The organism is Aminobacter sp. 01T433 (assembly GCF_056398585.1).
In genome coordinates, this window is sequence record NZ_JBFTPR010000018.1 from 71,796 (window position 1) to 91,201 (window position 19,406).

Consider the following 19,406-nt stretch of genomic DNA (forward strand, 5'->3'; position numbering starts at 1 on the left):
CGGTTGCTAATTGCGCCGCAGCGATTTGAGCACTTCCATGCTCGGGTGGCCGTCCGGCGTCAAGCCCAGCTGTGCCTGGAATGCCTTGATCGCCGAGCGCGAACCTTCGCCGATCTTGCCGTCGCTCTTGCCGTCGTAATAGCCATGCGCCGACAGGCGCTTCTGCAGCTCCTGCTTCTCTTCGAAGCTGAGCTTGGTGAACGGCCGCTTCCAGTCTTGCACCAGGCCACCATAGCCGGCGATCTCGTCGGCAAGAAGGCCGACGGCGAGCGCGTATTTGTCGGCGTTGTTGTAGCGCTTGATGACCGAAAAGTTCTTGGTCATCAGGAACGCCGGTCCACCGCGTCCGTCCGGCACCTTGAGGGTCGCAACATCCGAACCACGCCTGAAGGCCTTGCCGTTGGCGCGTTCGACGCCGAGTGCCGCCCATTTGTCGAGCGTCATCGATCCCGCAGGGAACTTCTGTCCCTGGGGCAAGACGACCTCGTAGCCCCAGGTCTTGCCGGCCTGCCAGCCATTTTTCTTCAAGAGATTGGCGGCCGTGGCGAGTGCGTCGGGCACGGAGTTCCAGATATCGCGCTTGCCATTGCCATCGGCGTCGACGGCATAGGCCTGGTAGCTGGTCGGGATGAACTGGGTGTGGCCCATCGCACCTGCCCACGAGCCGACCAGATGGCTCTCGTCGATGTCGCCGCTCTGCAGGATCTTGAGTGCTGCGATCAGCTGGGTGCGGGCGAATTTGGCCCGGCGCTGGTCGCCATAGGCAAGCGTTGCCAGCGAGCGCACCACGTTGCGCATCACCTTGTCGTTCTTGAGGATTTCGCCGTAGTTCGATTCCATCGACCAGATGGCGAGCAGGATGTAGCGGTCGACACCGTAGCTGGCCTCGATGCGGTCGAGCCACGGCTTCCACTTGCGTGCCATCTCGCGGCCGACGGCGATCGACTGGTCATGCACGCGGTTGTCGAAATAATCCCACACCGGTGCGGTGAATTCCGGCTGGAAGCGGGCTTTTTCGAGCACTTCGGGATCGGCGGCGGTCACGCCGCGAAAAGCTCGATCATAGGTCGAGCGGGAGATTCCGTTGTCGGCGGCTACCGAGCGGAAGCCCGCGACCCAGCGTTCGAAGCCGGCCTCGGCGGCCGCCGGGCCAGCAGGCAACAGCAGCGCGAGCGAAAGACCAGCGATCGCGGCAACGCCTGCGAGACTCTTGGCGGTTATGCGAAGGGGCATTCTTTCCTCCTTGGAGAGATCAGAAAGTCGATTCATCGCCGAAGCCGGTTAGCAATCAGTTTACCATGGGCATCCTGGGAACGAAAAACGCTGCTGGGGATTGTCTCCTGAAGCGCGCATGCAATCAAGATCGCGTGATCGATGGTCTTGCCCGCTATCCCCGAATATGTGAACGCGTTCAGTATTCCTCAATTCGGGCGTGACAATGTCACTCTTCGATACCCATAATCATCTATCGGACGACCAAACAATGAAGAGAGTTCGCAAGGCAGTTTTTCCAGTCGCCGGTTTGGGCACGCGTTTTTTGCCTGCCACCAAGTCGATCCCGAAGGAAATGCTGACGGTCGTCGATCGCCCGGTGATTCAATACGTGGTCGATGAGGCGCGCGAGGCCGGCATCGAGCATTTCATCTTCGTCACCGGCCGCAACAAGGCGGTCATCGAAGATCATTTCGACGTCCAGTTCGAACTCTACGACACGCTGGCCCAGCGTGGGAAAAGCGAGCAGCTTGAACGGCTACAGCGGCTGCAGCCCGGGCCGGGGCAGACCTCGTTCACCCGCCAGCAGGTGCCGCTTGGCCTTGGCCATGCGGTTTGGTGCGCGCGCGAACTGGTCGGCGACGAACCTTTCGCGCTGCTTTTGCCCGACATGATCATGCAGTCGGAAAAGAGCTGCATGCGCGAGATGGTTGAGCTTTATGCCGAAACCGGCAGCAACATCATCGCCGTGCAGGAGTGCGATCCCGCCGAGACGCACAAATACGGCATCGTCGGACAAGGCAAGGCCGTCCACACCGGCTTCGAGATCGAAGGCATGGTGGAAAAGCCGAAGCAGGGTACGGCACCCTCGAACCTTTTCATCAATGGCCGCTACATCCTGCAGCCTGAGATCTTCAACATCCTGGCAAGCCAGGAGCGTGGCGCCGGCGACGAGATCCAGCTCACCGACGCCATGCTGAAGCTTGAAAAGCAGCAGCGCTTCTACGGCTACCACTATCGCGGCCGCACCTTCGACTGCGGCTCGCCGGAAGGCTTCGTCGAAGCCAATGTCGCGTTCGCCCTGTCGCGTTCGGATCTCAGCAAAAGCATGGCCGGTGTCATCGAAGGCTTGCTGCACGAGATGAAGCCCGGCCGCTAAAGCGGCTGCAATGTCGCCCGCGCGTCAATTTTGGACGCGCGGAGCGATGGCCATCGACGCCCGCTCCAGATAGACATGTCCCGCCAGGTGCCCGCAGCGATGTGGGAGAATCGGGAACACGGTGCAAATCCGTGGCGTGCCCAACGCTGTAAGAGGGACCGTATCGGCAAAAGCCACTGTTCATCACGAACGGGAAGGTGCCGACAACGGGTTGAACTCGAGCCAGAAGACCGGCCCGGCAGAAATCGTCCTCCGCATGGTCAAGCGGGGGAAAACGATTGCTCGCAAGGGGACACGCGATGCCGGCTGACCATTTCAATTCCAATAGTTTCAACCAAGCTGCCCAAGATGCCGTCTACCGCGCCATCTTCACGCGCCGCGACGTGCGCAGCCATTTTCGGCCTGATCCGCTTGAAGACGAGCTGCTGGCGCGGCTGCTGATGGCGGCTCATCACGCGCCGTCGGTTGGCTTCATGCAGCCGTGGAATTTCATTGTCATCCGCGATGCAGAGCGCCGGCAGCAAGTGCGCGACCTGTTCTTCGCCGCACGCCAGCAGGAGCTGCCGCATATCGCCGAGGAGCGGCAGGCGCTCTACCGCAAGCTCAAGCTCGAAGGCATTTGCGAGACCCCGCTCAACCTTGTCGTCACCTGCGACCGCAGCCGCTCGGAAAATTCGCCGCTCGGACGCTGGCACAATCCGGAAATGGATCTCTACAGCACCGTTTGCGCCGTGCAGAATTTCTGGCTGGCGGCACGTGCCGAAGGTGTCGGTGTCGGCTGGGTCAGCATCCTCGACCGCGAGGCGCTGAAGCAGCTGCTCGGCATTCCAGATCATGTCGTGCCGGTGGCTTATCTCTGCGTTGGCCGGGTTTCCGAATTCGCGCAAGAGCCCGACCTTGAAAGGCATGGCTGGGGCAGTCGACTGCCGCTGGCCGATCTCATCATGAGCGAGGTGTTTTCCGGTGGAGGAGAAGAAGGGCTGAAGGCGATCGCCGCCGAGCTGGTTGCCCCTGGATCCTAGCGCTGGATTCTCATCCCGAGGAACACTGTGTTGGTCGTGCTGTCGCGGTTGGGCAGCGTGCTGGTGAACGTCTCATGGCGCAGCCTGCCGGTGAGGCCGGCATAGCGGTTGAGCCACCAGGTCATGCCTGCTTCGGCGGTCAGCGTCAGATCGTGGTCCTCGGAGTCGGCATAGTCGCGCCAACCGGCGCCGACGGCTGCCATGCCCGTGAGGTTCGCGCGCATTTCGCGCTCGACGCTGAGACGCCCGGCGTAGAGAATCGAGCCGCTTTCGCCCGGAGTAGTCGAGCCTTCCACGAAGGTCGCGCCGTTCAAGCCAACGATGGTGCCACGGATCGGCGACCATCTGAGGTCGGCGGCAAATGTCGGTTCGGAAATGGTCTTGAGGCGCTCGTCATCGAAGTTTTCGCTGATCCAGCCGGCCGAAAGCTCGCCGCCGAATTTCTCGCCCATGTCCAACTCGACACCGGCGCGCGCGCCGATCCTGTTCGACGAGCGTTCGAAGCCGGCGGTGTCGAAGCGGAGATCATAGACGCGGCGTCCGTATTCGACCTCGCCAAATGGCGTCAATGCAGGCGATATCTCGTACCCGGCGCGCAGCCGGCCAGTATAAAGCGTGGAATTCCTGTCTTCCTGGGACAGCGTGGCGCCGTCCGACAATTGAGCGTCGCTGTAGGTTTCCTTGGTCGCCTCGCCGGCCACGCCGAAGCGGAATTTGCCGACATCCTTCTCCAGCCCAAGCTCGCCATCGAGGATGTGGAGCGTCGGTCGCTCGGCGGTGCCGACGATGACGACGGGGGAGGTGGCCGATTCCGGGCGGAAATCATAGCCAAGACGCGCGATGGCCCGAAGGTCGTCGGCGAGGTCGAGCTGCAATCGACCATTGATGCCGCCGGCGAGGTCGTCGACCTCCTGCCCGGAGATGGATTTGCGAACGATGCCGTACGCATCGATGGTCGCCGAATGGGTTTCCCAGTCCGATGCGGCATTGAGCCGAAGGGCGGTATCCGACAGCACTGCCGACTTTCCGTCCGGGCTCGAATCGGCGTTCGAACTCGCCTCCAGTCCCTGCACCAGGCTGGGCCTGAGCACAAAACTGCCGACGCGGATGCCGGTGGGCGCGAAGGGAGTTGCGTCGATCAGGGGCGTGAGGCTCTCGATGGCGGCTTGCCGGGCGGATTCCGGGCCGTTCTCCACGCTGGTTTCTGAGTCGACGGTACCTTGGCGCACGGTGCCGGTTGTGATGTCGTCTTCCGCCGCTGGCGCAACGGGCCTGGCGGTGGGAGCTGTTGAGGGGGCGGCGCGTTGCCGTCGTGCCTCTTCGGCGCGTTGGCGGGCCGTCGTTGGCTGGCGAGCGGACGCCGCCCTGTCGGCGTTGGGCGGTTCGCTGAACAGGCTGTCGTCCGCGGCTGCGTCCGTTTGGTCGGGAAGGGCGCCGGGGCTGACAGGTTGATAGTCCGCGACCTGATCTTGGGGTTCGGGCGTTTGCGGCTGGTCTGGCGGTCTGCGCCTCACGTCAGCTTCACTGATTGCGCCGCGCAAGCCGGCTTCCTGAGCATGCAAAGGCATGGCGCAAAGCAGCGTCGCTACACTTGCTGTTGCCAGCAAGGTGCGCAGTCCTGCACTGCCCCACGGTCCTTTTTGCTCTGGCCTGATCTGCGCCATCTTTTCCACTGCTTCGCCGACGCATGGGCGCCGCAATTACCAACTGGTAAATGGCCATGGTTAACGGAGAGTTTCCCGCGACCCCGGGGACGCATCGTTCGGGCCGGATAATCATGGACAGGGACCGTTCGACGCGCTAACGCATGCGACATGCACGCTGGATCGCTGAAAAAAGAGCCGGACCGGCAGGCGTCGATCGCCTCCGCCCTCCGCACCGTCACCACTGAGCAGGCCGGAATGGCCGCGCTCGCTGCCGCGCTCGAAGGGGTATTGGCGGAGCCATTTGCCCAGGCGGTCTCGACCCTCGGGCGACTGAGCGGCCGGGTCATCGTCACGGGTGTCGGCAAGAGCGGCCATATCGGCTCCAAGGTCGCAGCGACCCTGGCCTCGACCGGAACGCCGGCCTATTTCGTGCACCCCTCCGAAGCCATCCACGGCGATCTCGGCATGATCACCAAGGAAGATGCGATCGTAGCACTGTCCTGGTCAGGCGAGACGGCCGAACTCAAGGGCATCGTTGCCTATTCCAGGCGCTTCTCGATTCCGCTGATTGCCATCACCGCCGGCGACGCTTCCGCATTGGCGCGTCAGGCTGATGTCGTTTTGTCATTGCCGCGTTCGCCAGAAGCTTGTCCGCATGGGCTCGCACCGACGACCTCGACACTGCTTCAGTTGGCGATCGGCGATGCGCTGGCAGTTGCCCTGCTTGAAGCACGCGGCTTCACCGCCGACCACTTCCGCACCTTCCATCCCGGCGGCCAGCTCGGCGCGAGCCTAACGCCGGTCGGCGATCTGATGCACACAGGCGATGAAATGCCGATCGTACCGGTTGGCACCAAGATGCCGGAAGCGGTCAAGACCTTGTCCAAGAAGCGCTTTGGTTGTGTCTGTATCGTCGATGCGGATGGCAAGCTCGCCGGTATCATCACCGACGGCGATCTTTCCCGCAATCTCGACAGGAACCTTGCAGAGGCCAATGTCGAAGAGATCATGACCCGACAGCCAAGAACGGTGCCACGTCAGATGCTGACCGGCACGGCGCTGGCCATGCTCAACGAGCACAACATCGGTGCGTTGATTGTGGTCGAAGACGACTGCCCGGTCGGCCTCGTCCATTTCCACGATCTGCTCAGGGTCGGTGCTGCCTAGAGCCTGTTCCATTCCGATTGAATCGGAATGGGGCTCTATTTTCTTGTTGGAGCATGATCTTTTCCGAAAACCGGTACCCACTTTTCGGGATCATGCTCTAGGCAGCGTCAGACCGGCTCCACCACCAGTTCAAGATCGGCGTCCGTAGCACTGACGACACGCACCTGCGTGCCGACAGGTAGGTCGGGACCGGAAACGCGCCATGTCGTGTCCCCGAGCTTGATCCGCCCCCGGCCTTCCTTGATCGGCTCGGTGAGCGTTGCGGTGCGCCCGATCATCTGGGCGCCGCGGCGGTTGAGCAGCGGCTGGTCGGAGACATCGCCACGCCCGCGTACGATCTGCTTGCCGATATAGGCCGAAGCAAGCGCCAGGACGAGGAAGAGCAGGACCTGAACCTGCCAACCCCAAAACGCGGCGTCCCACAAAAGCAGCGAGATCGAGCCGACGATAAGTGCGGCGATGCCGATCCACAACAAGAACACGCCAGGCGCGAAAATCTCCAGCGTCAGCAGGATGAAGCCGAGCAGCATCCAGTTCCAGGGGCCGAGTTCGGCAACGATGCGGGCGATCATATGCGGTTCCTCAATGCACCTGCGCTCAGCTCTGCTCCGGCGGGATGCGCGGGGGCCGCGATGCCTGGCGCTGGGCACCGTTGGTGCCTTCGCTGCGGAAGACTTCCTTGGCGATGGCGCCGATGCCGCCGAGCGAGCCGATCAGCGACGACGCCTCGAACGGCATCAGCACGATCTTGTTGTTGGGCGACGCGCCGATCTTGGCGAGTGCTTCGGTGTACTTCTGGGCAACGAAGTAGTTGATCGCCTGGACATCGCCCTTGGCGATGGCTTCCGACACCACCTGGGTGGCGCGGGCTTCGGCCTCGGCGGAGCGTTCGCGTGCTTCGGCGTCGCGGAAGGCGGCTTCCTTTCGGCCTTCGGCCTCGAGGATCTGCGACTGCTTGAGACCCTCAGCGGCCAGGATCTGCGCGCGCTTGTTGCGTTCGGCCATCATCTGGCGGCCCATCGATTCGACGAGATTGGCCGGCGGGTTGATATCCTTGATCTCGACGCGGGTGAGCTTGATGCCCCAGGGGTGTGCTGCTTCGTCGACGACGCGCAGCAGGCGCTCGTTGATGGCGTCGCGGTTCGACAGCAACTCGTCGAGGTCCATCGAGCCCATCACGGTACGGATGTTGGTCATGGTCAGGTTGAGGATGGCGTTCTGCAGGCCCGACACCTGATAGGCGGCCTGCGGCGCGTTGAGCACCTGGTAGAAGGCGATTCCGTCAACCGCGACGATGGCGTTGTCGCGGGTGATGATTTCCTGGGTCGGAACGTCGAGCACCTGCTCCATCATGTTCATCTTGGCGCCGATGCGGTCGATGAAGGGGATGATCAGGTTGAGGCCGGGCGTCAGCGTCTTGGTGTAACGACCGAAGCGCTCGACCGTGTAGTTGTAGCCCTGCGGAATGGTCTTGATGCCGGTGAACAGCACAAACAGCACCAGGACGACCAGTGCCGGAATGATAATGTCGAAACCGCTGATTTCCATTCGGCTGACCCCCTGAAATTGAGCGTGGCGGCAAGACAACCGCATCGCTTGATGCCGAAAGACTTAAGGGTCTTTCCAGGCTGTTACAATCATATGCTGGCGGATTGTCGGCTGTTCTCAACGGTCAAAGCCGAACAAATCGGCATCGGAGTCTTCGCCGCCTGAAATGGCCGCGCTGACGATCTCGGCTGCGATGCGCGAATAGGTGATGCCATTGCCGCCATAACCCATCACCGCATGGATGCGCGGGTGGCGAGGTAGTTTCCCGATTTGCGGCAGGCCTGTGGGCGTGGTGCCGAATGAACCTGCCCAGGCGAATTCTGGCGTCGTCTCGAGTTTCGGCAGAAGTGCCTTCAGCTTGCGCGAGATAAGCTCGGACTTTTCGGCGATCAGCATATCGCGCCGGGCTTCGTCGGTGAAATCCTCGTCCTCGCCGCCGCAGATGACACGACCGTCGGCGGTGGCGCGCAGATAGAGGTAAGGATCGGACGCTTCCCAGATGAAGGCGGCATCCGGCCACAGCGCCTGCTTCTGCGGTCGCGTGGCGATTGCCCATGTCGAGATGATCTTGTGGCCCGTCGCCGGCACGAGATCGGCGACGAGTTCGTATCCGGTTGCCAGTACGACGTGGCTGGCCGTAATCGTCGGGCCGCCGGCGGTTGTTATGACGACATCGTCGCGGCTGTCCTTGATGCCGGTTGCCTCAGCGGGTGCGTAAAAGCGCGCCTTGCGTTCGAGCGCCTTGCGGAAAAGCCCGGCGGTCAGCTTTCGCGGATCGACTGCCAGATTGCCATGGCTGAGGATGGCGCCATCACGCTTGATGCCGAATTTCTCGCGCAGTACCGATGGTGTCAGATAGGTCGCATGGATACCGGCAAGTTGCCGGGCTTCGGCTTCCTTACGCAGCGCGCTTGGGTCCAGCACATCGCCAGCCAGAAAGAGCGATTGCTTGATCTCGATGTTGCAATGGATGCCGAGTTCGGCGATGCGCGCCTGTAAGTTCATCACCGCGAGGCGCGACCGCCGCCAGGCGCGTTCGGCATGTTGCTTGCCGATCTGGCGCGACAAGCTTGAAAGCGGCTGGTCGATCTCGAACTGGACAAGGGCGGTGGTTGCCGACGTCGATCCCAGCAGCGGTCCCCGCCGGTCGATGCAAACGACCGCATGGCCAGCGTCGGTCAACGTCTCGGCCATCATTGCACTGCTGATGCCCATGCCGATGATGGCGACGTCGGTCTTGATATCGCGAACGAGCCCGCCGGTCGGAACAGAAGGTACGCGATAGGCGTACCAGACGGGCCGTCCGGTCCTGAGGTCGAGCTTGCGCGTCATCTGTGGCGAGGTCTCCGAGGTGCGCGCTCAACGCGCCGCCTCAAGAGAGGTTCCGCCTGGGGCGGGGCTCAGACCCAGCCGGACAGTTCGCGACGGGTGATCGTCTCGATGACCGCCATGCCCTCGGGACTGTCGTTGAGGCAGGGGATATGGGAGAAATTCTTGCCGCCGGCATGGTGGAAGATTTCGGCGTTTTCGCCGGCGATCTCCTCCAGCGTTTCGATGCAGTCAGCCGAAAAGCCGGGATTGACGATCGCGATCGATTTCACGCCTTCCTTGGCGAGCCGCTCGACAGTCTTGTCGGTGTAGGGCTGCAGCCATTCCTGCGCGCCGAAGCGCGACTGGAATGTGCTCATCAGCTTCTTGTCGCTCATCCCCAGCCGCTCGCGCAAAAGCCGCGTCGTCTTCACGCAATGGCAGTGATAGGGGTCGCCCTTTTCGAAATACGGTTTTGGGATGCCGTGATAGGAGGCGAGGATCACCTCCGGCTCGAAGTCGAGCTTGGCAAGATGCTGCTCGATGGAACGCGCAAGTGCTTCGATATAGACCGGCTCGTCATAATAGGCCGGCACGCTGCGGATGCTTGGCTGGGCGCGCAGCTTCATCAGCGCGCGGAACAGCTGGTCGTTGGCGGTTGCCGTCGTCGTTGCCGAATATTGCGGGTAGAGCGGAAACAGCACGATGCGGTCGCAGCCTTGTTCGACAAGCTTCTTGGTGACGCTTTCGGTAGAGGGATTGCCGTAGCGCATGGCCCAGTCGACGATCACGTCGGGCAGATCACGCAGCGCTTCGGCGAGTTTTTCGCCCTGGGCGCGGGTGTAGGTGCGCAAAGGCGACTCGTCGCGCTCGGTGTTCCAGATCTTCTTGTAGTTTGCGCCTGACTTCTTCGGCCGGGTGTTGAGCACGATGCCGTAGAGGATTGGATACCAGACGATGCGCGGCAATTCGATGACGCGCGGGTCCGACAGGAATTCGCGGAGATAGCGCCACATCGACTTTTGGTCGGTGCCGTCAGGCGTGCCGAGATTGACCAGGAGAACGCCGACCTTGCCCTTGCGCACCGCCGGATGCCCGTTGGGGAACGGGCCGAGCGCCTTGGCCGATTTTTCGTCGATCGTCGTGGTCAGGTTCATTCGGTGTCTCCGTTGAAGCATGATCCCGAAAAGTAGGTACGGGTTTTCGGCAAAGATCATGCTCAAACAAAAATGCTGGAGCCCTGTCCTACCCCGTCGGGGTGGAACAGGCTCTAGGCGGGATACCTAATTGAACGGCGCTGGCGTTCAATGTCGCGTCTGGCCGCACCCAAAAACAAAAAGCCCGCCCGGCATGCCGGGCGAGCTTGTTGGGCAGGACAGCCTTATCAGTTTACCGACGGGATCGAAAGCGTTCCGCCGATGTGCAGGGCCTTGGCCTTGGCGTCAGGATTGGCTTCGGCGATTGCCTTCCATTTGGTCGGATCGCCAAGATAGGTCTTGGCGAGATCCCAGAAGGTGTCGCCGGCAACCACCGTATGCGACTTGCCACCTGCTGCCGGTGCCGCCTCGGCGGGCTTGGCCGGATCGACGGTCGGCGGCGTGCTGGCGATTTCCGTCGAAGCGCTGGGCAGGGCAGGGGCTGCTTCGGCAGGCTTTGCCGGCTCGGCAGCCGCAGCTGCGGCGATCTCGGTGATGCGGCCATCGAGCTTGGGCGTGAACGGCCTGTTCTTGGCTAGATAGTCGGCGACCACCTGTTCGAGGCTCGGGCCGTAATCATAGGCGTTGGTGGCGTTCGAGGCGAACAGCTTGTAGCCATCGCCGCCCTGGCGGACGTAGTTGTTGGTCGCGACCGTATAGACCTTGGCTTCGTCGATCGGCTTCCAGGCACCGCCGTCCATCACTTCCACCGACTTGACGCGGCCGGCATTGGCGGCGACCGACTTGTCGAAGGAATATTTGAGGCCGGAGACCTGGGGGAATTTGCCCTTGCCTTCCTCGATCTCGCTGACGCCGGCCTCAAGCGAGGCAACGATGTCCTTGCCCGACAGCTGGAAGGTGGCGAGCGTGTTCTGGAACGGCAACACCGTCAGCACTTCGCCCATGGTGACGACGCCCTGGTCGATGGAGGCGCGAATGCCGCCACCGTTCTGGAAGACGATGGTCACGCCCTGGTCCTTGACCCGGTCCAAAATGGCGTCGGAGATCAAATTGCCCATCTCGCATTCGCGCGCGCGGCAGCTTTCGCGGCTGCCGTCGATGAGGGCCGTGGTCTCCGAGACCTCCTTGTTCTTCAGTTCCTCGATCGGTGCGCCGAGTTCCTTGATGCGGGCCAGCACGGCCTCGTCGGGCTTGATCGAATTGTCGAGATAGATCGGGTCGCCCTTGGCTTCCTTGACCACGCCATTGTCGTCGAAGGTCACGGTGAACTCGCCGAGATATTTCGAATAGGACGCCGCCTGAGTGACCGGCACCTTGTAGCCTTCGGGGTTGTCGATCATCGTCGGATAAGGCCCTTCGGCCTTGGCGTCGGTGTTCGACAAAAGCGAGTGCGAGTGGCCGCCGACGACAACGTCGACGCCCGGAATCTTGGCGATCATTTCCTTGTCGCGGGGATAGCCGACATGGGTGAGGGCGATGATCTTGTTGACGCCCGCAGCCTTCAGCTTTTCGACTTCGGCGGTGATGTTCTTGACGTCGTCCTCGATCGCAATATTGGGGCCGGGCGAGGCGACTTCGGGGGTGTCGTTGGTGACGGCACCGACGATGCCGATCTTCTGGCCGCCGACTTCGAGCACGAGCGAGGGCTTGATGCGGTCGCCGACCTTGGATTGTGCATTGGGATGCACGTTGGCCGAAAGCACCGGGAACTGGATCTTTTCCAGGAACGGCACCAGCGCTTCCTCGCCGTCGTCGAACTCGTGGTTGCCCACGGTCATGGCGTCAAACTTCATCTGGTTGAGGAATTCGGCTTCCACCGCGCCCTTGTAGGTGGTGTAAAACAGCGAGCCCTGGAAATTGTCGCCGCCATTGAGCAGCAGCACGTTCTGGCCTTCGAGCTTCTTGCGCTGGTCGGCAATCGCGGTCACCAGGCGTGCCGCGCCGCCAATGCACTCGCCCTTGCCTTCTTCCTCGGCCGAGCAGGTCGATTCGAACTTGTTGTTGCTCTCAATGCGGCTGTGCCAGTCATTGATGTGCATGATGGTCAAAGTGTAATCGGCGAATGACGGCGCGGCGGAATAGCCGAACGCCGAAGCTGACAAAGCCGCAATGGCAGCCAATCTCTTCATGATGAAATCTCCCGAATGACCCCCGCGAGACGTTTAGCGTCTTCGCTTGACCGGAATGTTACACATTCCTTGACGTCATGTTCACATCCAGATTTTGCGGATGCAAGGGAGAATCGGAAGCTGAAAGCCGGCTTGCTTGCCGGGCGGCATTTCCGGTCGCACCGGATGCCTAAAAAGGGAGTGTTGTGCCCGCCGTGGCGGGCACAAACTCAGGTCAGGCCGAACGCCTGGTCAGGGTAAACTGCTGGTTGGTTCCGCTGGTGCAGTTCAGCTGGTTGGCCGAGATCAACAGGCAGTTGAAGCTGATCGGCGACTGGCGGATCAGCGAGGTGCCGTTGATCTGCACCGCGTTGGCGCCGGTCAGGATGTAGGTGCCGTCAGAAAGCTTCTGGCCGGTGTCGGTCGCGACCGTCTGGAACGAGCCGCTCGTGAAGGTCGAAAGCCCGGTGCCCTTGGCATCGAGCCACGCGCCTTCCACACCCGACGGTGCCGATCCGGAACCACCGCCCGCAGAGCCGCCGCCGCTGGTCGAGCAGCCGGAAATGGCGGCCGCAAGCAGGGCAAATACTCCGGCCGAGACAATTTTGCGCGAAGTTGTCATGAAGTAATCCTCTCCTCAGTCCGCTTGCCTTCAATCGCCCGATTTGGCGGTGAAGGCAAGGGTAGGGCAATAGGGCAGTAGGGGAATATGGCAGCAGGTTCCTTGATGCCCTACTGCCTTACTCCCCTATTCCCTTACTCCCGTATTGCCTGGCCCTACCGGACCAGCACGTTACGGAACTGCCAGGGATCATCCCTGTCGAGGTCTTCCTCAAACAGGCCAGGGCGGCCTTCGAGAGGCGTCCAGTCGGTGTAGTAGCCCTTGACTGGTCCGAGATAGGGCAACTGCACTTCGAGGCAGCGCCTGTAGTCGGTTTCGTCGGTCTCGACGATGCCGGCCTCGGGGTTCTCCAGCGCCCAGACCATGCCGGCGAGCACGGCCGAGGTCACCTGCAGGCCGGTGGCGTTCTGGTAAGGTGCGAGCTTGCGTGCCTGTTCCAGCGACAATTGCGAGCCGAACCAGTAGGCGTTCTTCTCGTGGCCATAAAGCAGCACGCCGAGCTCGTCGACACCATCGACCAGCTCGTCTTCGTTGAGAACGTGCTGGACCGGCTGCGGCTTGCCGGCTGCGCCGAACATCTCATGCATCGACAGCACCGCGTCGTTGCAGGGATGGTAGGCATAGTGGCAGGTCGGCCGGTAGGTCACCTTGCCCTTCTTGGAGCGCACGGTGAAGAAGTCGGAGATCGAGATCGCCTCATTGTGCGTCACGAGGAACCCGTATTGCGGACCCGGCGTCGGGCACCAGGTGCGGACGCGGGTGTTGGCGCCAGGCTGTTCGAGATAGATCGCGCCCTTGTTGCCATGCTTGAACTTCTTGGCGTTCTTGGGTTTCCAGGTCTCGTGCGTACCCCAGCCGAGTTCGGCCGGCTGCAGTCCCTCTGAGATGAAACCTTCGACCGACCAGGTGTTCCAGAACACGTTCATCGGCTTGGGGTTCTTGGTGCGCTGGGTATCGCGCTCGGCGATGTGGATGCCCTTGACGCCAGCCTTCTTCATCAGCGCGGCCCAGCCTTCGCGGTCGTGCTGTGCGGGCTCTTCGAACTCGATGCCGAGGTCCTTGGACAGATTGACCAGCGCCTGCTTGACGAACCACGAGACCATGCCCGGATTGGCGCCGCAGGTGGAGACGGCAGTCGTGCCGCCTGGATGCTTGCGCCGTTCGGCCAGAAGCGTTTCGCGTAGCGCATAGTTGGTGCGCTCGTCATTGCCGGCGTTATTGTCGAAATAGAAGCCGAGCCAAGGCTCGATGACGGTGTCGACGTAGAGTGTGCCGAGCTTGCGGCAGAGATGCATCAGGTCCACCGAACCGGTGTCGACCGAGAGATTGACGCAGAAACCCTGGCCGCCGCCATTGGTCAGCAGGGGCGTCAAGAGCTCCTTGTAATTGTCCTTGGTTACCGCCTCCTGGATGAATTTGATGCCGCGCTCATCCGCGAGTTTACGGTTCTCGTCGCTGGGATCGATGATCACCATCCGCGACTTGTCGAAGTTGAAATGGCGTTCGATGAGGGGGAGCGTTCCGCGACCGATCGAGCCAAAGCCGATCATCACAACAGGGCCAGTAATCTCACCATAAACGGGCCATTTTTCATTCGCCATTTTTTATGGCACTCCTTCTCGCACTAAAAGAGCCGGGCCACGATTGACCCGACTTCAACGGCTAAACCATACAGGCTTGTTGCAATAAAGCGAATCCGCCGCCCCATATGCTGTATGAAGGGGACGTTATGCCGCTATAATTAGCCGGCGTTCGCCATGGCGCGCAAGAATTCGACGAGCCTCTCGCGGTCGGCGGCAAGGCCCTTGTAGTCGAGCTGATGCTGGTCGAGGCTCATCAATTGTTCGGCGAAGGATGCTGCCAATCGCTGGCGCTCGTCGCTCTGAGCAAGCACCGTCAGCGGGTCGAGATAGATGCGGATGGTGAACAGGATATCGCCCGACACCGGCAGCTTTCTCAAGGTCTGTCGCTCGACACGGATGAAGGCGTGGCCCGATACGTCGCTGCCGGGAAAACTCGATTGACCTTCGGCTGACCTTGCGATGCGCTGCCGATCCGACAACGGATGGTAGAGCGCGTCATCGGCCTGGATCGACCAGTTGAAACGTTCGACCAGCACGGCGAGCTTGTCGAACATGCGCGAGATCAGTTCGGCCATGCGCGTGCCGGGACCGAAATCGGGCACCGGACCGTGGATCTTGTCGATTGGCTGGCCGAACTTTTCCGTCAGCTTCCACGAGGACGGAAAGCACAGCGAGCCGGCCGCGAGCCGCCAGCCGTCTTCGCCGCGCCGCATCAGGATCAGGTCTTCCTGGATGAGCTTCGAGGCGGCGATGAGCGGGTTGTCGCCTGGGTTTGCGACGTCGATGGCGCGGTTCGTGCCGGCGACCATGCAACGGCCGCCGTCCATCCGATAGGTATCGGGAAAACGTTCGAGCAGATGCGCGACAAGCAGGTCCAGTACCTCCTGTTGCGCCGCGCGCGTCTCCGGTTCTGCGACGAAGACCTTGTCTGGGATTTCCCCATACAGCCGGTCTTTTTCGGCGAGATAAGCTTCGAGATGGCCGTCGAGTTCGATCCAGTCGCGCGGCTCGGCCTGCTTGAGGCCGATGGCGAAGGGTTTTGACGTACCGTCATAGGGCGTGTGGGTGGGGCTGTCGCTCATCGTAACTTGTCGGACTGAGTGGCTGGTCGTGACGTCGTGACTTAGCCCGCAGCGGGGATGTCGACAATGTCGGGTTATTGGACCAGCCTTGCCTCAATCAGTCCGCGTAGCGAGTTGCCGACCCAGATTTTCGCGGCGCCAAAAAGATTGACGGCGGTCAGCGCTGCCTCCACGGCCTCGCCATTCTCGACCATTTCCCCGCGCAGCACGCCGGCGAGCAGGCCGCAGGCAAGCGGTGGTGTTTTCAGCGGACCGCCATCGCCCATGTCGACAAAGATGCTGGTGATGCTGCCTTCGCAGACGTCTCCCGCCTCGTTGAGCAGGATGACCTCGTCGGCCTCGTTGCGCGAAAACTCGGCGCGGGCGCGCTCATAAACCTCGCGGCGCGTGGTCTTGTGGCCGAGCAGCGGATTTGAGGAATCGAGCCTAGCGTCGGCGATCCGCAGCGTCCAGATAGTATCAGGCGCGAGCGGCTTGAATGGCTGGGTAGTAACATCGGTCCTGCCATCGGGGGAGAGGGCGAGGCGGACCCGCAGGGCGGTGTCGCCGCCAACCGCATGCGGCAGAACCCGCTCGACAGATGCCGGGTCGAAGGCAAAACCAAGCGCTTTAGCCGACGCCTTGAGGCGGGCGAGATGCCGCGCGCCGAGCAGAAAGCCGGTCGCCGGCTCCCAGCGCATGGTTTCGATCAGCTCGAAGCCGGTACCGTGCCCGTGGCGAAGCGTGCTTTCAACAGACATTCCGCATACTCCGCTTCCGCAGTCGAATCGAAGACGACGCCGCCGCCGATATTGTAGATGGCCTCGCCATCCGGGTGCAGTGTGATGGTGCGGATCGCCACGCTGAAACGCATCGTACCACCTGGCGCAATCCAGCCGATCGCGCCGCAATAGACATCGCGTGGTGTGCCCTCCAACTCGCGCAGGATTTCCATGGCCCGGATTTTCGGTGCGCCAGTGATCGAGCCGCACGGAAAAAGGGCGGCAAAGACCTGCTCGATGGAAAGTCCTGGAAGCAGCTTGGCGCGCACGCGGCTGACCATCTGGTGCACGGTCGGATAGCTCTCGATGCGGAACAACTCGGGCACGTCGAGCGAGCCGACCTCGCTGATCAGCGAGATGTCGTTGCGCAGGAGATCGACGATCATGCGGTTTTCCGCCTGGTTCTTCTCGTCGTTGCGCAGGAAGTCGCGGAGCTCAGCATCTTCCTCAGGCGTCTTGCCGCGCGGGGCGGTGCCCTTCATGGGGTGCGTCTCGATCCAGCCCTCGCTGTTGATTTCGAAGAACAGTTCGGGCGAGCGCGACAGCACCACAGGACCGCCGAGCGAGACCAGCGCGCCATACTTCACCGGTTGGCGAGCGATCAGCGCATCGAAGGCGTCGAGTGCTTGGCCGGACCATTGCGCATGCACCGGGAAGGTCAAGTTCCCCTGGTAGCAGTCTCCCTGGCGCAAATGCTGGTGCAGGCGTTCGAACCGGCGCGCATAATCGGCTTGCGACCACGTCGCCCGCGCATCGAAGATCGGCCCGTTGGTGGCGGGCTCGCGTGACGGCGTACGGTCGCGGTCAGATGGCTGGTCGAATACGCCAAGGCAGATCAGCGGCGTGCGCCGCCCCTCGGGCAAAAGCGGCCGAAGCTTCGGCTCAAGCAAATAGCCGGCCTCATAGGAAAAATAGCCGGCCAGCCATTTGCCTTGTTCATGCGCCTTCTGGGCTGCTTGCAAGGCAGGAAAAAAGTCCGCCGCGTCATGCGCGACAATGACCTCGCGGGGTGCCTCGAACAGCACCTCGCGACCGGCGGGGTCGTCCCGAAACAGGACGAAAGGAGAAGCAAGATCAGTCATGATTTCAGCGTGCCTGGGATCGTGCCGGGCTCAGTCCAGCGCTTCCAGTTCGTCGATGAGGTTGCCGATGACGGCGAGACCCTTCTGCCAGAAGGCGGGGTCGGTGGCGTCGAGCCCGAATGGCTTCAGAAGCTCGGAGTGATGCTTGGTGCCACCGGCGCGCAGCATCTCGAAATACTTCTCCTGAAAGCCGCTCTCGGCGTTCTGGTAGACCGCATAAAGCGAGTTCACCAGGCAGTCGCCGAAGGCGTAGGCATAGACGTAGAAGGGCGAATGAATGAAGTGCGGGATGTAGGTCCAGAACACTTCATAGCCCTCGCGCAGCTTGATCGCAGGCCCCAGGCTCTCGGCCTGCACCTCGAGCCAGAACTGGCCGAGCTGGTCGGAGGTCAACTCGCCATTCTTGCGCTCCAGATGCACCTTGCGCTCAAACTCGTAGAAGGCGATCTGGCGCACGACCGTGTTGATCATGTCCTCGACCTTCTGGGCCAGCATCGCCTTGCGCTCACGCTTGTCGGTGGTGCGCTCGAGCAGCGAGCGGAAGGTCAGCATTTCGCCGAACACGCTTGCCGTCTCGGCCAGCGTCAGTGGTGTCGAGGCCATCAGCGCGCCCTGGCCCGCGGCCAGCACCTGGTGCACGCCATGGCCGAGCTCGTGGGCAAGGGTCATGACGTCGCGCGGCTTGCCCATGTAGTTGAGCAAAACGTAAGGGTGCGCCGAGGGCACGGTCGGATGCGCGAAGGCACCCGGCGCCTTGCCGGGGCGCACCGGCGCGTCGATCCAGCGGCGGTCGAAGAAGTCGCGCGCGATCTCGGCCATCTCGGGCGAGAAACTGCCGTAGGCCGTCAAGACCGTATCCTTGGCCTCGTCCCAGCCAATGACTGCCTGTGGGGTCTCGGGCAGCGGCGCGTTGCGATCCCAGTGGTTCATCACGTCGACGCCCAACCACTTGGCCTTCATCGCATAATAGCGGTGCGACAGGCGCGGATAGGCTTCGCGAACGGCGGCAGCGAGCGCATCGACGACTTCGCGCTCGACCCGGTTAGCGAGGTGGCGGGAGTCTGCGATGTCTTCGAAGCCGCGCCAGCGGTCGGAGATCTCCTTGTCCTTGGACAAGGTGTTGGTGATCAGCGTGAAGACGCGCAGGTTCTTGCGGAAGGTTGCCGCAAGCGCCTCGGATGCTGCCTTGCGGACTTCACCGTCCGGGTCCTGAAGCTTGTTCAGTGCCGGTTCAAGCGTCAGTTCCTCGCCGCCGATGTCGAAGCGCAAATCGGACATCGTCTCGTCGAACAGCCGGTTCCAGGCGCCGCGCCCGGTGATCGACTTCTCGTGGAACAGCTGCTCGACACGGTCCTCGAGCTGATAGGGCTTGTCCATGCGCAGGTCGAGCACCCAAGGGCGGTAGTGACCGAAGCCGGGATCGGCATCGAGCGCCTTGAAGATCAGTTCGTCGTCGACGAGGTTGAGTTCGAGCGCGAAGAACAAGAGATGCGCGCTGGCATCGGTCATCTTTTCCTGGACGTCGCCGTAAAGCTTGGCGCGCTTGGGGTCGGAGGTGTCGCCGGCATAGATCAGCCCGGCATATGAGACCACGCGCCCGACCAGTTCTTCCAGCGCCTCATAGGTCCGCATCGCTTCGCCAAGCTTGCCTGCGGCACCACGGCCGGCTTCGACCGCAAGCGTGCCTTTCCAACGGTTCTCGAAGGCGACCGCATCGACCGAGGCCTTTTCGAGGTCGCGGACAAGCTCAGGCGCGTCCATGCCTGAATAAAGGTCGGCCAGATTCCATTCGGGCAGTTCGCCAAGCCCTGTCACACTCCCGGGGGAGGCGGTGGCTGACATCTCTTGCCCGGAATTCCAACGCATTGCGTCTTCCTCTTCACTTACCTGCACCGGATCGTTCAAATCATAAGGGATTCGTTCACCGGCTTTCTTGAAACCTTATTTAG

General features: G+C 62.0%; 16 protein-coding genes and 1 riboswitch. Of the genes, 3 read left to right on the forward strand and 13 right to left on the reverse strand.

Features of this window, described 5'->3' with window-relative positions; genetic code table 11:
- Positions 1-6: 6 nt before the first annotated feature.
- A complete protein-coding gene (locus AC1DLV_RS24780) occupies positions 7-1,233 on the reverse strand; it encodes a lytic murein transglycosylase (protein WP_476802701.1) in 1,227 nt (408 codons plus the stop codon).
- Between the two features lie 250 nt (positions 1,234-1,483).
- On the opposite strand from AC1DLV_RS24780, the gene galU reads away from it, so the two are divergent.
- Together galU and bluB are read left to right on the forward strand one after the other, a co-directional pair.
- Complete coding sequence (galU, locus tag AC1DLV_RS24785; protein WP_476802702.1) at positions 1,484-2,371, forward strand: UTP--glucose-1-phosphate uridylyltransferase GalU; 888 nt, start codon at positions 1,484-1,486, stop codon at positions 2,369-2,371.
- 68 nt (positions 2,372-2,439) lie between these two features.
- A riboswitch (cobalamin riboswitch) is annotated at positions 2,440-2,624 on the forward strand.
- A gap of 46 nt (positions 2,625-2,670) precedes the next feature.
- A complete protein-coding gene (gene bluB / locus AC1DLV_RS24790) occupies positions 2,671-3,393 on the forward strand; it encodes a 5,6-dimethylbenzimidazole synthase (RefSeq protein ID WP_476802703.1) in 723 nt (240 codons plus the stop codon).
- Here bluB and AC1DLV_RS24795 read toward each other — a convergent pair.
- The gene (locus tag AC1DLV_RS24795) at positions 3,390-4,907 is read right to left on the reverse strand and encodes an outer membrane beta-barrel protein (RefSeq protein ID WP_476802704.1); all 1,518 of its coding nucleotides are present in this window, start codon (positions 4,905-4,907) and stop codon (positions 3,390-3,392) included. The genes bluB and AC1DLV_RS24795 overlap by 4 nt on opposite strands.
- Before the next feature lie 300 nt (positions 4,908-5,207).
- Here AC1DLV_RS24795 and AC1DLV_RS24800 point away from each other — a divergent pair, with 300 nt between their 5' ends.
- Complete coding sequence (locus AC1DLV_RS24800) at positions 5,208-6,206, forward strand: KpsF/GutQ family sugar-phosphate isomerase (RefSeq protein ID WP_476802705.1); 999 nt, start codon at positions 5,208-5,210, stop codon at positions 6,204-6,206.
- Between the two features lie 107 nt (positions 6,207-6,313).
- On the opposite strand, the gene AC1DLV_RS24805 is transcribed toward AC1DLV_RS24800, so the two are convergent.
- The 11 genes from AC1DLV_RS24805 to AC1DLV_RS24855 form a co-directional block, all read right to left on the reverse strand.
- Entirely contained in the window at positions 6,314-6,778 is a 465-nt protein-coding gene (locus tag AC1DLV_RS24805; protein WP_476802706.1) for an NfeD family protein, read from the reverse strand.
- A 25-nt stretch (positions 6,779-6,803) separates the two neighbouring features.
- A complete protein-coding gene (locus tag AC1DLV_RS24810) occupies positions 6,804-7,754 on the reverse strand; it encodes an SPFH domain-containing protein (protein WP_476785357.1) in 951 nt (316 codons plus the stop codon).
- A gap of 117 nt (positions 7,755-7,871) precedes the next feature.
- Entirely contained in the window at positions 7,872-9,086 is a 1,215-nt protein-coding gene (locus AC1DLV_RS24815) for an NAD(P)/FAD-dependent oxidoreductase (RefSeq protein WP_476802707.1), read from the reverse strand.
- Positions 9,087-9,154: 68 nt separating this feature from the next.
- Positions 9,155-10,219 carry a ferrochelatase gene (gene hemH, locus AC1DLV_RS24820; protein WP_476802708.1) on the reverse strand — a complete coding sequence of 355 codons (1,065 nt, stop codon included), beginning with the start codon at positions 10,217-10,219 and terminating at the stop codon, positions 9,155-9,157.
- Positions 10,220-10,446: 227 nt separating this feature from the next.
- Positions 10,447-12,348 (reverse strand): 5'-nucleotidase C-terminal domain-containing protein, encoded by a 1,902-nt coding sequence (locus AC1DLV_RS24825; RefSeq protein WP_476802709.1) that lies wholly within the window; start codon positions 12,346-12,348, stop codon positions 10,447-10,449.
- Positions 12,349-12,562: 214 nt separating this feature from the next.
- Positions 12,563-12,949, reverse strand: coding sequence for an outer membrane lipoprotein Omp10 (gene omp10 / locus AC1DLV_RS24830; protein ID WP_476802710.1), 387 nt, complete (start codon positions 12,947-12,949; stop codon positions 12,563-12,565).
- A 155-nt stretch (positions 12,950-13,104) separates the two neighbouring features.
- Positions 13,105-14,550, reverse strand: coding sequence for a homospermidine synthase (locus AC1DLV_RS24835; protein WP_476802711.1), 1,446 nt, complete (start codon positions 14,548-14,550; stop codon positions 13,105-13,107).
- A gap of 140 nt (positions 14,551-14,690) precedes the next feature.
- Complete coding sequence (locus tag AC1DLV_RS24840) at positions 14,691-15,614, reverse strand: heme-dependent oxidative N-demethylase family protein (protein WP_476802712.1); 924 nt, start codon at positions 15,612-15,614, stop codon at positions 14,691-14,693.
- A gap of 74 nt (positions 15,615-15,688) precedes the next feature.
- A complete protein-coding gene (locus tag AC1DLV_RS24845) occupies positions 15,689-16,354 on the reverse strand; it encodes an aminotransferase class IV family protein (RefSeq protein ID WP_476802713.1) in 666 nt (221 codons plus the stop codon).
- Positions 16,303-17,457, reverse strand: coding sequence for an aminodeoxychorismate synthase component I (locus tag AC1DLV_RS24850; protein ID WP_476802714.1), 1,155 nt, complete (start codon positions 17,455-17,457; stop codon positions 16,303-16,305). The genes AC1DLV_RS24845 and AC1DLV_RS24850 overlap by 52 nt, the downstream gene beginning before the upstream one ends.
- Positions 17,458-17,487: 30 nt before the next feature.
- On the reverse strand, positions 17,488-19,323 hold the full coding sequence (locus AC1DLV_RS24855) for a M3 family oligoendopeptidase (RefSeq protein ID WP_476802715.1): 1,836 nt from the start codon (positions 19,321-19,323) through the stop codon (positions 17,488-17,490).
- Between the last annotated feature and the right edge of the window lie 83 nt (positions 19,324-19,406).